This window comes from Sphingomonas vulcanisoli (assembly GCF_011761305.1).
Taxonomy (GTDB): Bacteria; Pseudomonadota; Alphaproteobacteria; order Sphingomonadales; family Sphingomonadaceae; genus Sphingomonas_I; species Sphingomonas_I vulcanisoli.
This window is the reverse complement of record NZ_JAAOZC010000005.1, coordinates 176,984-191,146: the sequence shown is the minus strand read 5'-3', so window position 1 is coordinate 191,146 and position 14,163 is coordinate 176,984. Positions and strand designations below refer to the sequence as shown.

15 protein-coding genes are annotated in these 14,163 nt (G+C 65.7%); 5 read left to right on the top strand and 10 right to left on the bottom strand.

The genetic code is table 11. The features are described from left to right. Positions 1–108: 108 nt before the first annotated feature. The 5 genes from rpsO to rbfA are packed head-to-tail and all read right to left on the bottom strand — an operon-like array spanning position 109 to position 3,789. Entirely contained in the window at positions 109–378 is a 270-nt protein-coding gene (gene rpsO / locus FHS31_RS11460; RefSeq protein WP_167073603.1) for a 30S ribosomal protein S15, read from the bottom strand. 7 nt (positions 379–385) lie between these two features. Next, a complete protein-coding gene (gene truB, locus FHS31_RS11455; protein ID WP_167073601.1) occupies positions 386–1,363 on the bottom strand; it encodes a tRNA pseudouridine(55) synthase TruB in 978 nt (325 codons plus the stop codon). Positions 1,364–1,388: 25 nt separating this feature from the next. Continuing rightward, positions 1,389–2,732 (bottom strand): alpha/beta fold hydrolase, encoded by a 1,344-nt coding sequence (locus FHS31_RS11450; RefSeq protein WP_167073599.1) that lies wholly within the window; start codon positions 2,730–2,732, stop codon positions 1,389–1,391. 24 nt (positions 2,733–2,756) lie between these two features. After that, entirely contained in the window at positions 2,757–3,407 is a 651-nt protein-coding gene (locus tag FHS31_RS11445) for a hypothetical protein (RefSeq protein WP_167073597.1), read from the bottom strand. Continuing rightward, entirely contained in the window at positions 3,400–3,789 is a 390-nt protein-coding gene (gene rbfA, locus FHS31_RS11440) for a 30S ribosome-binding factor RbfA (RefSeq protein ID WP_167073595.1), read from the bottom strand. The genes FHS31_RS11445 and rbfA overlap by 8 nt, the downstream gene beginning before the upstream one ends. Before the next feature lie 187 nt (positions 3,790–3,976). Here rbfA and FHS31_RS11435 point away from each other — a divergent pair, with 187 nt between their 5' ends. After that, positions 3,977–4,810 (top strand): DUF2171 domain-containing protein, encoded by an 834-nt coding sequence (locus tag FHS31_RS11435; protein WP_208408680.1) that lies wholly within the window; start codon positions 3,977–3,979, stop codon positions 4,808–4,810. Between the two features lie 58 nt (positions 4,811–4,868). Here the strand turns inward: FHS31_RS11435 and FHS31_RS11430 are convergent, their stop codons facing one another. Genes FHS31_RS11430 through ypfJ form a run of 3 tightly spaced genes read right to left on the bottom strand, consistent with a single transcriptional unit; the run spans position 4,869 to position 6,441 of the window. Further along, the gene (locus tag FHS31_RS11430; RefSeq protein ID WP_167073593.1) at positions 4,869–5,273 is read right to left on the bottom strand and encodes a type II toxin-antitoxin system VapC family toxin; all 405 of its coding nucleotides are present in this window, start codon (positions 5,271–5,273) and stop codon (positions 4,869–4,871) included. Continuing rightward, positions 5,274–5,507 (bottom strand): antitoxin, encoded by a 234-nt coding sequence (locus FHS31_RS11425; protein ID WP_167073591.1) that lies wholly within the window; start codon positions 5,505–5,507, stop codon positions 5,274–5,276. It lies immediately after the preceding gene. A 46-nt stretch (positions 5,508–5,553) separates the two neighbouring features. Next, on the bottom strand, positions 5,554–6,441 hold the full coding sequence (gene ypfJ / locus FHS31_RS11420; RefSeq protein ID WP_167073589.1) for a KPN_02809 family neutral zinc metallopeptidase: 888 nt from the start codon (positions 6,439–6,441) through the stop codon (positions 5,554–5,556). 80 nt (positions 6,442–6,521) lie between these two features. Here ypfJ and FHS31_RS11415 point away from each other — a divergent pair, with 80 nt between their 5' ends. The 4 genes from FHS31_RS11415 (at position 6,522) to FHS31_RS11400 (ending at position 10,374) form a co-directional block, all read left to right on the top strand. Continuing rightward, positions 6,522–8,228 (top strand): N-acyl-D-amino-acid deacylase family protein, encoded by a 1,707-nt coding sequence (locus tag FHS31_RS11415; RefSeq protein WP_167073587.1) that lies wholly within the window; start codon positions 6,522–6,524, stop codon positions 8,226–8,228. Between the two features lie 144 nt (positions 8,229–8,372). Next, positions 8,373–9,158 carry a 3-hydroxybutyrate dehydrogenase gene (locus tag FHS31_RS11410; protein ID WP_167073585.1) on the top strand — a complete coding sequence of 262 codons (786 nt, stop codon included), beginning with the start codon at positions 8,373–8,375 and terminating at the stop codon, positions 9,156–9,158. Next, complete coding sequence (locus FHS31_RS11405) at positions 9,155–9,781, top strand: methyltransferase family protein (protein WP_167073583.1); 627 nt, start codon at positions 9,155–9,157, stop codon at positions 9,779–9,781. The genes FHS31_RS11410 and FHS31_RS11405 overlap by 4 nt, the downstream gene beginning before the upstream one ends. After that, a complete protein-coding gene (locus FHS31_RS11400; RefSeq protein WP_167073581.1) occupies positions 9,778–10,374 on the top strand; it encodes a DUF4893 domain-containing protein in 597 nt (198 codons plus the stop codon). The genes FHS31_RS11405 and FHS31_RS11400 overlap by 4 nt, the downstream gene beginning before the upstream one ends. Here FHS31_RS11400 and FHS31_RS11395 read toward each other — a convergent pair whose 3' ends face one another. Both FHS31_RS11395 and FHS31_RS11390 read right to left on the bottom strand, forming a co-directional pair. Beyond that, positions 10,375–10,620: a hypothetical protein gene (locus FHS31_RS11395; RefSeq protein ID WP_167073579.1), complete on the bottom strand. Its 246-nt coding sequence runs from the start codon at positions 10,618–10,620 to the stop codon at positions 10,375–10,377. 82 nt (positions 10,621–10,702) lie between these two features. Beyond that, positions 10,703–14,089, bottom strand: coding sequence for a trifunctional glycoside hydrolase family 18/polysaccharide deacetylase/glycosyltransferase family 2 protein (locus FHS31_RS11390; protein WP_167073577.1), 3,387 nt, complete (start codon positions 14,087–14,089; stop codon positions 10,703–10,705). Between the last annotated feature and the right edge of the window lie 74 nt (positions 14,090–14,163).

Genomic DNA, 14,163 nt, shown 5'->3' with positions numbered 1-14,163 from the left:
TTTCAGCATCCACCCATCAGCCTGCACGGACACGGCCTGTTGTACGGTGGATCCTGAAACGAGTTCAGGATGACGAAAGGGCGCCGCCTTTCGGCGACGCCCCTTTCGTCACTTGCGGAGGCCGAGCTTACCGATCAGCGCGGTATAGCGGGCGGCATCCTTCTTCTTGAGATAATCGAGCAGGCTGCGGCGGTTGTTGACCATCATCAGCAGGCCGCGGCGCGAGTGATTGTCCTTCGCGTGGGTCTTGAAATGCTCGGTGAGGTTGACGATCCGCTCGGTGAGGATCGCGATCTGCACCTCGGGGGAGCCGGTATCGCCCTCACCCTGGGCATTGTCCTTGATGACTTCGGCTTTGCGCTCGGCGGTAATGGTCATATGGTCTTCACTCCGACACCAGGTTGAAGCCGCGCACCACTGTTGTTTCGTCCGCCACATCGATCAGCGCCACGGGGATTTCCCCAAGAACGCCAAGTGTGAGACCAGGTGGTGCTGCGATCCCGAAAAGCTTCTTGCCCTGACGGAGCGCCAAAGCTTGTTCGGGGGTCAGGCAGAGGACCGGGGTGTCGACCAGTCCAGCCGTCAACGGCAGGAGCAGCGCCTGCAGTCGCGCGTCCTTAGCGGCTTCGTCCAATTTGTCGAGCGAAATCGCCTGATCGAGGGTGAACGGCCCCGCCTTGGTGCGGCGGAGCATGGTGACATGGCCGACGGTGCCGAGGGCGTAAGCGATGTCGCGCGCGAGGGAGCGGATATAGGTGCCTTTGGAGACGAGCGCGGAGAGGGTGACGTCCTCGAGCTCCCTCTCCCCGGCGGGGAGAGGGTTGGGGTGAGGGGGGCGAGGGCGGAGCCCGAGCACTGCCCTATCGATGTCGGACACCCTCACCCAACCCTCTCCCTCAAGGGAGAGGGCTTTGATCACCACATCGCGGCTGGCGAGAGTCACCTCTTCCCCCGCCCGCGCCAGATCATAGGCCCGCTTCCCCTCAATCTTCAGCGCCGAATAGGCGGGCGGCACCTGCGCGATCGGTCCGGTGAAGCGCGGCAACACCGCCTCCACCTCCGCCAAGGTCGGCCGCACCGCGCTCTCCGCGATCACCGGCCCCTCGGCATCCAGCGTATCGGTCTCGCTTCCGAAGCGGATCGTGAAATCATAGGCCTTGTCGGCATCCAGCATCCGCCCTGAAAGCTTGGTCGCCTCGCCGATCGCGATCGGCAGCACGCCGCTCGCCAGCGGATCGAGCGTGCCGCCATGGCCGACCTTGGCCTTGCCATAGCCCCCAACCCGCAACGCGCGCTTCACCGCCGAGACGGCCTGCGTCGAGCCGAGGCCATAGGGTTTGTCGAGGATCAGCCAGCCGTGCATCGGCGGCCCGTACCTCCGCCCGATCTCATTTGGGAGGCAATTTCGCCCGTATCTCCGCCGCCACCTTCTCCAGCTCTGCCACCGGCACCTCCTTCGCGGTGGTCGAGAGCGAAGGGACGTCGCCGTAGGCCGGGTAGACGTGGATGTGCAGGTGCGGCACGCTCTGGGCATTGCCGTTGTTCTGCTGGATCACGACGCCGGTGGGATGAAACGCCGCGCGTTCGGCGATGGCGATGCGGCGGGCGACCGTCATCAGTCGGACGAGGGTCGCGGGGTCCATCTCCATCACGTTGCGCGCATGCGCGAGCTTGGAAATGACGAGGACATGGCCCCGGCTCTCGGGATGGTTGTCCATGAAGGCGAGGACATCTTTGTCTTCGTAGACCTTGGCGATCGTCAGTTGCCCGCGGATGATCCGCTCGAAGACGTTCTGATCGCTCCAGCCGGGGCCGGTGAAGCTGGTGGCGCGGGGCGGCACCGTCCATAGCCAATCGACCAGTCTGGCGGCGAGCGCGATGCGCATGTCCGAAAAGCTGTGGTCGGTCGCCCAGGTCTCGTTCTGCACCCAATGGCCGCCCGCCGCGACGGCGGCGTCGGCGGCGCGCTTGCCGTCGCCGCCGATGCCGCGTTCGGCGCCTATGATCACCAGCGGGCGATCGGAGAGCGTCTTCGCCGCGGCTGCCAGATCGAGATTTTCTCCGGCGTGGACGGTCTCGTCGGTCAGTGCATCGATGCTGGTGCCGGCGAGCGGCGGCATATCGCCTTTCAATTCGCCCTCGATGAACTCCTTCCGCACCTTGGGATCGGCCATCGCCCGGCCGGTAGCCGCGGTATCCCACGGATCGATCAGGAAGGTGCCCGCCACCGCATCGTCATCCGCCGCCACCCGCGCCGCGACGATACCGCCCAGGCTGTGCCCCGCGATGACGATACGGTCGGTGTTGACATGATAGGCCTTCACCGCCTCGGGCGTGCGCAGGAACGCGAGCGCGGCTTTCCCGTCCTCCACGCAATGCGCGAAGCTGTAGGTGCCGGGGCTGCCCCAGCTGCCGCGATAGTGGAGGGTCAGCACATTCCATCCCGCGCGCCGCGCCGCCTGCGCCAGATCGAGATTCTGTTCATTGCCGGGCAGGCCGTGGAACAGCAGCAACGTCGGGTGCGATCCCGATCCTGCCGCCACATACAGCACGCCGTTGATCAGGACGCCGGAGGTCGGGATCTGCACGACCGCCATCCGCGCCGGATTGGCGGCGTCCGGCGCGGGATCGCTGATCACGCTGAGCGGGGGATAGGGATATTGCGGCGGCCCGGCCGCTTCGGCCATGCTTGCCAGCAGAACCAGCCCGATCATCGCACCAAGCAGCTTCATCACCGTCCCCTCAAAGCAGATCGATCAGTAGAGCCATGGCCCCCACTGGCCGACGACGCGCCAGTCATCGCCATGCGTCACCAGCCCGTAGAGCGTGCCCCAATGGTGGACGCGCACCGCGACGAAGGCGGCGTGGTCGGTGCGCTTGACGCCCGACAACACATAGTTCGCATCGCAGCCGAGCTTGGCGTCGCCCCGCCCCGGCCACCAGCGCGGGATCACGCCCTTGGGCATCCAGCTTTCGCGCAGGCGGACACTGTGTAGCTCGGTCGCGGGCGGCGAGATCGCGAAGGCGAGGCCGCTGAGGATCGATCTCTTCTCGCGTGGCAAGGGATCGGTGCGCGCGGGGGGCTCCGGAATGTTGGCGTCGCGGCCGGCGGCGACGGCATCGCGCAATTGCTTCTGCGTCGGCATTGCCGGCGGCCGCCACGGCAGCGGCGGAAACCAGTCGAGATCATAATAGCGCGGCAGCTGGCCGCGCGTCGCCACGCGGAATTGGGAGAGGGGGCTGCCGAAGGTGAGCCGCGAGACGCAGACCGGCTTGCCGTCCGACGCCAGCACCTGCAGCACGCTGCGCACGATCTTCTCGTCGGTGTCCAGCGCGTCGGGCGCCGGTCCCTTGCCGCAACCGGCCAGCGGCAGCAGCGCGGCAAGGGCGAGGAGGAGCCTACGCATCAAGATCACGGGCCACGGTCGGAGTCTTGAGCAAAGTGTCGATCTTGGCCCCCTGATCGAAGCTTTCATCGCTCAGGAACTTGAGCCTGGCGGCATATTTGAGGTTCACTGCGCGGGCGACCTCCTTTTGCAAATAAGCCGTGTTGGTGCGCAGCGCCTTCAGCACCACCTCCTCGTCCCGGCCCAGCAACGGCTTCACGAACACGATCGCCTGACGCAGATCGGGGGACATCCGCACCTCGGTTACCGAGATGCTGTGTTTGGCCAGCACATCGTCATGCACATCGCCGCGGGCGAGAATATCCGACAGGACGTGGCGCACCTGCTCGCCGACGCGAAGCAGGCGTACCGATTTGCCTTCCGAGGTCTCGTTGCGGCGCATGGACCGCCTTCTAGGCACCAAAGCCAAACTTAGCGAGCGCCCTTGGAGCGGGCGTTACAATTGGCAAAGATACGCGGTCTGTCGCCTGCGCCGCCCGTCGAACCGAGGAACTGCGCCGAAGCGCCGTCGGTTTTGAACCCAGCGTGCCGGACCCCTTTTCTCTCCCGGCACGGACAAGGAGACTATCATGGGTTACGAGCGTAACGATCGCCGCTTTGGTGGTTCGTATGGCAATGACCGCACCTATGGCGGCTATGATCAGGATCGCAATCGCAGCACCGGCGGCTATGGCCGCGATGCCTATAATCAGGGCGGCTCGCGCGATTATCGCGGTGACCGTTTCGATGATCGCCCCGACGATAACCGCTATGGCCGCGATTACGGCCAGGATCCGCGCGGCTATGAGTATCAGGACCGCGGCTTCTTCGATCGCGCGGGCGATGAGGTCCGCAGCTGGTTCGGCGACGAGGATGCCGAGCGCCGCCGCCGCGCCGACGAGCGCAACGCGCCGCGCGACACGGGCGGCTACGGCTATGACGAGGCCGGTTCGGGATATCGCAACCGCGGCAACAGCGGGCAGCATTTCGATCCCAGCTATCGTTCGTGGCGGGATCGCCAGATCGAGGCGCTCGACCGCGATTACCATGACTATCGCCGCGAGAATCAGTCGAAGTTCGACAACGAGTTTCACGGCTGGCGCCAGAACCGCCAAGGCCAGCGCGATCTGCTCCAGAAGGTCCAGGAGCATCAGGAGGTCGTGGGGTCCGACGGCCAGCATGTCGGCACCGTCGATCATGTCCGCGGCGATCGCATCCGCCTGGCCAAGAACGATCAGGCCGCTGGTGGCCATCATCACTCGATCCCGTCATCGTGGATCCAGTCGGTCGATGACAAGGTGACGATCAGCAAGACCGCGGATCAGGCCAAGGCGCACTGGCGTGAGGAAGCCGATCGGGAAGAGCAGAGCGCCTTCTTCGGTAGCGACCGCAACCTCAACCGAAGCTTCTCGGGCACCTATTGAGGCCTGCAAACACCGCATGAGATGGAAGGGCCCGGCAGCGATGCCGGGCCCTTTTGCCTTATCGGGCGGGGCGCAGCCAATTCTCTATCGTCAGGCCGGACACACGCGCGAATTCGCGCAGATTGTCGGTGACGAGCGTTGCGCCCAGCGCGAGGGCATGGGCAGCGATCAGCATGTCGTTCCCACCGATCGGTTGGCCGCGCCCTTCGAGGTCGGTGCGCAGGCGTGCGTACTGCACGTCGGCGTCGCCGCCCAAAGGCAGAACCGGAAGCAGCGACAGGATAGCTTCGAGCTGGCCGGTCAGCCGTACCGAACCGCGGCGCGCGGCCCCGTAACGCAGCTCGGCGGCGACGATGATGCTCGTCGCAATCATGGTTTCACCGACTTCGGCAATTTTGGCGGAAATCACACCTTGGGGATGGCGGACCAGATCCCACAGGATGTTGGTGTCGAGCAGATACATTCAAAGATCGAGCGGGAGGGGCACCGGATCGTCGATAGCGCCGAAATCATCGTCGATCGGCGGTAAGGCAGCCAGCAGAGCCAGCAATGATGGCGCCGGGGCGGGCTCGATAATGATCCGGTCGCCCTCCTTGCGCATCACCGCATCGTCTCCCGCCAGCTCGAATTCGCGGGGGATGCGGACGGCCTGGCTGCGACCATTCTTGAACAGTTTGACGTGACGTTCGTGGTGCATCATTGCCTCCGGCCTATGCCATAGCATAGGCCGGAGGTCCGCGCTATTAGATCGCGCCCGAAAACGTATCGCAGACCGCCGGATCACCGCTGTCGAGGCCCTTTTTGAGCCAGCCGACGCGCTCGGCAGAGGTGCCGTGGGTGAAGCTGTCGGGCATCGGCGTGCGGCCTGCCGATCTCTGCAGCGTATCGTCGCCGATCGCGGCGGCAGCGCGCAGGCCTTCCTCAATGTCGCCGGGCTGGAGCCGATCGCGGTTGTTCGCGGCCCACACGCCCGCATAGCAATCGGCCTGCAGCTCCATCTTCACCTGCAGCGCGTTGGACTGCGCTTCGCTGCCCTGCTGCTGCGCCTGCCGCACCTTGTCCGCGGTGCCGGTGAGATATTGGACGTTGTGGCCCACCTCGTGCGCGATGACATAAGCCTGCGCGAAATCGCCGGCGGCATGGAAGCGGTTGGTCAACTCGTTGAAGAATTCGGTATCAAGATAAACGCCCTGATCGTTGGGACAATAAAACGGACCCATCGCGGATTGCGCGGCGCCGCAGCCCGAACTGTCATTCTCGCGGTAAAAATGCAGCTTCGTCGGACGATACTGCGCGCCGCGCTGTTGAAACAGTTTCGCCCACGTATCTTCGGTGCTCGCCAAGACCTTACAGGAGAATTGGTGGGTCGGATCCTGATCGCAGGCCTGTTGTGCGGTCATACCGCTGTTTTGCGCCTGCTGTGTGCCGCCCCCGCCACCGAGCAGCGAAAGCGGGTTCATTCCAAACAGGAACATCCCCAGCCCCAGCACGATGATGCCGCCGATGCCGAAGCGGCTGCCGACCAGCGCGAACAGCAGGCCGATCCCGCCCCCGCCGCCCCCCAAGCCGCCACCGCCACCGCCGCGATCCTGCTCGACATTGCCGCTTTCCCGATAATCGTCGAGCTTCATCGCTGATCTCCCTCTCCGGCCACAATGCGCACGGTGCGCGCGCGGTTGCGTAGGCCGTCGACTTTGTTACGCCTGTCGATATGAATCGAGTCCGATCCCTCGCCCCCGTCCTCGGCTTGCTGCTGGCGGGCGCGGCGCAGGCCGAGCCTTACGATCTGATCGTGCGCGGCGGCACGGTGTATGACGGATCGGGTTCGACGGGGGTGGTCGCGGATATCGGCGTACGGGGCGATCATGTCGTGGCGATCGGCCGGCTGGGGACCGATGCCGCCAGGATCATCGATGCGCGCGGCCTCGCGGTGGCGCACGGCTTCACCAATATGCTCAGCCAATCGGCCCAGTCGCTGATCGTCGACGGACGCGGACAGAGCGAAATCCTGCAGGGCGTGACGCTGGAGGTGATCAGCGAGGGCCAGAGCCCCGGCCCGCTCAATCCCGAGATGAAGGCCTATGCGGAGGCGCATCAGGGCGACGTCAAATATCCGATCACCTGGACGACGCTGGGCGGCTATCTCGATCAGCTCGCGGCCAAGGGCATATCGCCCAACATCGCCAGCTTCGTCGGCGCGGCGACGGTGCGCACCTATGTGCTGGGGCGCGGCGACACCCAGCCGACGCCGGAGCAACTGACGCAAATGCGCGGCCTCGTCGCGCAGGCGATGCGCGAGGGCGCGATGGGCGTCTCGACCGGGCTGATCTACGTCCCCGGCACCTTCGCCAGGACGCCCGAGATCATCGCGCTCGCCAAGGAATCTGCGGCCTGCCAAGGCATCTACATCAGCCATATGCGCTCCGAGGGCGATCGGCTGATCGAGAGTATCGACGAGCTGATCGACATCAGCCGCAAATCGGGCGCGCCCGCCTACATCTATCACTTCAAGGCCTCGGGCGCGGACAATTGGCCCAAGGAAGGCGAAGCGATCGCGCATGTCGAGGCAGCGCGAAAGGCGGGCCTGACGATCGGCGCGAACATGTATCCCTATATCTGGGCCGCAACGGGGCTCGATGCATCGATGCCGAGCGGGGTGCAGGCTGGAGGTTATGAGGCCTGGGCGGCACGGCTGCGCGATCCGGCGATCCGCGCCAAGGTGAAGGCCGAGATGGCAAAGCCCGGCGTGGGCTGGGAGAATCTGTTCTATGGCGCGCATGGGCCGGAGAACATCATTCTCTCCGCTTTCAAGAATCCGGCGCTCAAACCCTATACCGGCAAGACGCTGGCCGAGGTGGCCGCGCTGCGCGGCAGCGATCCCGCCGATACCGTGATGGATCTGGTCGCCGAGGACGGCAGCCGCGTCGGCACCTTCTATCGGCTGATGTCCGAGGAGAATGTGCGCCGGATCGCGGCTTTGCCCTGGGTGAGCTTCGGATCGGATAGCGAGGCGCAGGCGCCCGAAGGAGTCTTCCTGCAATCGAAGCCCCACCCCCGCGCTTACGGCACTTTTGCGAAGGTGCTCGGCCCTTATGTGCGGGACGGCGTGCTGACGCTGCCGCAGGCGGTGCGCAAGCTGGCGGCGCTCCCCGCCGAGCAGCTCGGCCTCAAGGATCGGGGAATGCTCAGGCCCGGCTATTACGCCGATATCGTCCTGTTCGATCCTGCCACCGTCGCCGATCGATCAACGCTGGATAATCCCCAGCAATTCGCGGTCGGCGTCAGGACGGTGCTGGTCAACGGCATCGAAGTTGTCCGCGACGGCCGGCCGACCGGCGCAAATGCGGGCCGCGTCTTGCGGGGCGCGGGCTGGACAGGATGGCCCGGCGGCGGCGCGTGCGGGCCGGCCAAGCCATAATCCCGTTCACCCTGAGCGTGTCGAAGGGCTGCTCTTCTTTTTAGCGCCAGATAGAAGAACGGTGCTTCGACAAGCTCAGCACGAACGGTGATTTTATCGTGCGCCACTTCGTCCTAGAGCAACGCCAAATATCGGGAGTCGCATGTGTTCCTAAAGGGCAAGACCGCGCTGGTGAGCGGATCGACATCGGGGATAGGGCTCGGCTGCGCGAAGGCGCTCGCTGCCGAGGGGGCCGCGATCATGATCAACGGCTTCGGCGAGGCCGACGCGATCGAGGCCGAACGCCGGGAGCTTGAGGCGCTGAGCGGGGCCGGGGCGGTCTACGACGCGGCCGACATGTCCAAACCCGAAGAGATCGCCGCCGCCGTGGCGCGCTGCACGGCGGAACTGGGCGGGCCGGACATCGTCATCGCCAATGCCGGCATCCAGCACGTTTCGCCGATCGAGGATTTCCCGATCGAGAAATGGGATCAGATCATCGCGATCAATCTCTCCTCGGCCTTCCATCTCACCCGCGCCGCGATCCCCGGGATGAAGGGCAAAGGCTGGGGGCGCTTGATCTACATCGCCTCGGCGCATTCGCTCACCGCATCGCCCTTCAAATCGGCCTATGTCGCGGCCAAGCATGGCGTGGCGGGCCTCGCCAAGACCGCCGCGCTGGAGCTGGCGACGCATGGCGTCACCGCCAATTGCGTTTCGCCCGGCTATGTCTGGACGCCGCTGGTCGAAAAGCAGATCCCCGATACGATGAAGGCGCGCGGCCTGACGCGCGAGCAGGTGATGAACGATGTCCTCCTTGCCGGACAGCCCACCAAACAGTTCGTGACGATCGATCAGGTTGCGAGCCTCGCGCTCTATCTCTGCCGCGATGAAGCCGCCGCGATCACCGGCGCCAACCATGCGATCGACGGCGGCTGGACAGCGCAATGACGCCCGCCGGGCCGATGCCGGACTGGCTGTTCGCCATCCTCATGATCTGGCTGGCGTGGGGCGCGGTGTGGCTTGCCGCGTGGTTTTGGACCAACCGCACCACCGGGTCGGCAGGCGACAGCAAGCAGGCGCCCTATCGTATCGTCAACCTGATCGGCTGGATCGCGCTGTTCGGTGACGGCGTCTTCCAGCGGCAAGGCGGCGTGTTCGTCTGGCATTTCATCCTGCCCCCGCTGTGGCAGCTGCCGAACGCGATCGGCTGGGCAATGGCGGTGTTGGCGGCGCTGGGGATAGCGCTCGCCTTCTGGGCGCGGGCGACGCTCGGCAGGCTGTGGTCGGCGGCGGTGACCCGCAAGGAGGGTCACCGCATCGTCGATAGCGGCCCCTACGCACTGACCCGCCACCCGATCTACACCGCCATCCTCACCGGCGCCTTCGCGCTGGCGGTGGCGAAGGGTACGCCGATCAGCCTGGCGGGCTTCGTGGTGATGGTGACCGGCTACACGCTGAAGGCGCGCGTCGAGGAGGGGTTCCTGGCGCGGGAACTGGGCGCGGCGGCTTATTCGGATTATCGTCGCCGCGTGCCGATGCTTGTACCCTTCGCCCCGGCGGCGCGGTCGTGAAGCGCGCGCTGCTTTTAGCGGTGGCGCTGGTGACGCCGATCGCGGCCATGGCGCGCGACACTGCGGCCGATCGCGACAAGCCTTATGCCTGGCGCGGCGCGGTGCTGCCGCGCGATCACAGCCGTCTCCACAATTGGCGGCAAGCCTGGCTGGAAGCCCTCGATGCCGCGCGGGCCGGTGGTGCTGGGGACAAGGTGGCGGCGGAAGGCGCACTGCTCGATCCCGACGCCGCGCAGAACGATCCGGCGGTTCCCGATGGCGCCTATCGGTGCCGCACGATCAAGCTCGGCGGCGGCAGGCCCTATCTCGAAGAGCCGCCCGTGCCCTGCCGGATCGCAGACGGCCATTTCGCCGAGCTCGAAGGACAGCAGCGGATCGCCGGCAATTTCTGGCGTTTCGATGGCGTGCGCCTGCTGCTGCTCGGCGCGCTGGCGCTGGGGGAGGAGCGCGGCGCCTGGCCTTATGGCCGCGATGAGCAGCGCGATGTGCTGGCGTTCTTCGAGCGCCTCGGTCCGCACCGCTGGCGGCTGACGATCCCGCACCCCGCCTGGGAAGCGAAGCTCACCGTGATCGAACTGACGCCCGCCGCCTGATCAGGCGATCGCGACCACCAAGGTATGCGCGGTGATGATCAGCGCCGCCCAGAGCGCGGTGGCGCTCGAAACGATGAAGGTCAGCTGACGGCGGCGCGACCAGCGATCGACATGCGGCTCGGCGAACAGGCCACTTTGTTCGCTCAGCATCCGCTGCAGCGTGCGCGCGGACATCTGACCGGCCACGACCGGCGCGCGGGGCGCCTCGTCGCTCTGCCAGTCCAGCTTATGCTTCGGTACGGCCATGTGGCATTCCCTTCTATCCCGCCAGCTCGGGTGATGGGCCAAAGCCTTTATTTTTCCGTTAAATCGGATGGTTTCTGGCCTGTTAAGCGGCCGGCTTCCCCACGCTGCCCGATCGTTCCAATTTACCCCAGCCGACCCAGGGCCCGCGGATCGCGGCGTTCACCGCGCGCAGCACCACCGAATACATGATCTGGCGGTAGATGAACCGCTGCGCGAGCAGCAGGAACAGCGGATAATGCTTTTCGCGCGGTTCCAATTTGTAGGCCACCCAGCCGCAGATCGCATCGATCGCGGTGAAGCCGATCCAATAGATGGCCATGCGGATCACGTCGGTATGCGTCTGCGCCCAGCCGTGCTGATCGACGCGGATGATTGTCGCGACGATCGACACCGCCAGCGCGAGATCGATCAGCGGCGAGATCAAGGCAAAGCCGATCTGGAACAGCCATGCCTGCGGGATGCCGACCAGCGCGAGGCCGGTCGGGTGGCGTGTGCGCAGGATGCTACGATGCTTCCACAGGCATTGCAGCGTGCCGAACGCCCAGCGGAAGCGCTGCTTGGCGAGCGCGCCGAAACTCTCCGGCGATTCGGTCCAGGCGACGGCATCGACATCATATTCCACCAGCCAGCCGGCGCGCTGGATGGCGATGGTAAGATCCTGATCCTCGGCCAAAGTATCGTGCGGATAGCCGCCGACCGCATCCAGCGCCGCGCGCCGCCATGCGCCGACCGCGCCGGGCACGACGGTGATCGCATCGAAGCGGCTGAGCGCGCGTCGCTCCAGATTCTGCGCGGTGACATATTCCACCGCCTGCCAGCGCGTGACGAGATTGACGCGGTTGCCGACCTTGGCGTTGCCCGCCACCGCGCCGACCTCGGGATCGGCGAACCAGCGTGACAGGCGCGCGATCGTCTCGGGCTCGAACTGGGTGTCGGCATCCAGCGCGACGATGACTTCGCCCTTGGCAAGCTCCAGCCCGCGGTTGAGCGCGCGCGCCTTGCCGCCATTCTCCAGCGTCAGCAGGCGGACGCGGGGATCGCCGTCGAACGCCAGAGCGACGATCGCGCTGGTCTCGTCTTTCGATCCATCGTCGATGACGATCACTTCCAGCCCGATCTCGGTGCTGGCGAGTACGCGCTTCACCGATTCCTCGATCACCCGCGCCTCGTTGAAGGCCGGGATCAGCACCGAGACGAAGCGGGTAGGGTCGATCGCCGGCGGCACGGGGCGGTTGCGTTTGAGGTTCGATCGCACCGCCAGCACCGCAAGCAGCACCGCGCGCGCCATGCCGAGGAAGATGGCGATGAAGAACAGGAATTTGAGCAGCGCGTTGAGCCCCGCCAGCACCAGGAAGATGCCGATATCGAAGCGCACCGCGATCAGATCATGGCCGCTGATCGGGCGGTTGACCTCCTGCGGCGTTAGCCCCGCCAGCGCCGATACCGGCACCAGCTCGAAGCCGCGCGCGCGCAGGCCATCGATGATCGCGGGCAGCGCCGCGACGGTCTGCGCGCGATCGCCGCCCGAATCGTGGAGCAGAACGATGTTGGCGCTGTGCTGATAATCCTCGTCCTCGATCGCCTGATGGCCGTTCACCACGGCGTTGATCACATTGTCGACGATCGCCTGGACGCCGGGCCGGGTCCAATCCTCGCTATCAGCATGGAGGCCGACCGATACATAGCCGGCGCGCTGGGCGAGCAGGATCGGGCCGAGCTCGTCCTCGGTGGTCGGTTCGGCGTCGCCAAAATAGGGTGCGCGGAACAGCCGCATCGATCGGCCGGTATAGGCCTGCACCAGCCGCTGCGTGGTGTTGAGCTCGATATGCTGGCCGCGATCCGAGACCAGGGCCATGTTCGGGTGCGTGTAGCTGTGATTGCCGATCTCGCTGCCGTCATCGAGGATGCGCTTGAGCAGCAGCGGGTGCGCCAGCGCATTCTCGCCGATCACGAAGAAAGTGGCGGGCGCGTGCTTGGCCTCCAATATGTCGAGGATCTTGGGCGTCCAGGTGCCGTCCGGCCCATCGTCGAAGGTCAGCGCGACCTTGGTCTTGGACATGCCGGTGCGGTTGACGACATAGGGCGTCGGGTAGCTTTGATATTGTTCGTCGCGGATCAGGCCGCGCTCGTCCCGGGTGGCGGTGCGGAAACCCTCGGTCGGCGTCGTATCGATACGTATGATCTCGCCGAAGCCCTCGACGTTGGTGTTGCTGAGCGACGAAATCTTGCCGAAGGCGGGCGGCGTATTGCCGGTCCGCAGCGCGGAGAGCGCCTGCCATGTCCCAGGATCGTCGCCGCCCATCCGCCACAGCGCGACGCCGAACACGCCCATCGCCTTGGCGGCGCGCAGCTGGTTCCAGCTGCTCGCGGCATCCAGCATCCAGACGTGGTGGACGTCGCCGTCATCGTCCTTGTAATCATAGGTGGCGTTGCCGCTGGCCGGATCGAACCGTGTCTTGGCGCCACTGTCATGCGCGGTCAGCCAGGCATCTTCCACCGTGATCGATTCGGCCGGGCCGCCGCCCTCCATCCAGTCATAGGCATAATTGCCGAAGGCGACGATCGCCTTGTCCGCGCCGACGTCCGCGACGGTCGCGCGCAGCCGCTGAACGAACCAGGGCTGCGAGGCGATCGGGCCGGGATCGCTCTCATTCGAATGCTCGTCATAGATCATCAGAAAGATGCGATCGGCGAGCTTGGCGTAGGCCTTGAGGTTCCAGTCATCGTCGTCCGCCGGCACGGCCAGCGTCACCAGCCAGTTCTTGGGCGCGAAACGGGCATGGGCTTCCGCGATGAAGCGGCGGTAATATGGCTGGGCCTTGGCGGGTAGCTCCTCGAAATCGAAGGTAACGCCGCGCGCGCCTTCCTTGCCCAGGATCTGCGCGACCTGATCCAGCAAATGCCCCCGCGCCTTGGGATCGCGCAGCAGCGCGGTGAGGCCCGCGCTATCCCACTGGCCGCCCTTGGCGTTCTGGATCATCACCATCAGGCGCGGTTTGCGCTGCGCGATCGCCAGTTCGGCGCGCAGATTGCGGTTGGCGAGCGCGTTGGGCTCATAGTTCAGATCATGGTTGGGGCCGGTGACGAAGCCCATCGCCGCCACCACCCAATCGATCTCATCGGCATGGGCGTGCAGGGTGGCGCGGCTGGCGTCATCCCACGGCACATAAAAAGCGGCGACCAATTGCCGCCCTTGGGGGCGCGCCGCAACCTTGCCGCCGGGCATCCAGGCGGTCAGCTTGCGGACGTTGCGGCCCACCGTGCGGCGGATATGGGCGATCTGGCCGCCCAGCGCGCGCGGCTGTTCGCGTTCGAAACCGATCTTCAGCGGATCGGGGGCGGGCACGTTGACGATTGTCGCGCCGAACGCCAGCGCCGCACCGGTCAAAACCAGGATCAGCGCCCAGAGCACACGCTTCGACCATCGGCGGCGTTTGCCGCTGGGATCGTAAAAAACCGGTCTTTCCATGCGATCCTTTCGGCGGCGCTCCTATGGTGATCCCCCGCCCCGCGCAAGGCGATGCGCTTTAACTCTCCTGCAAC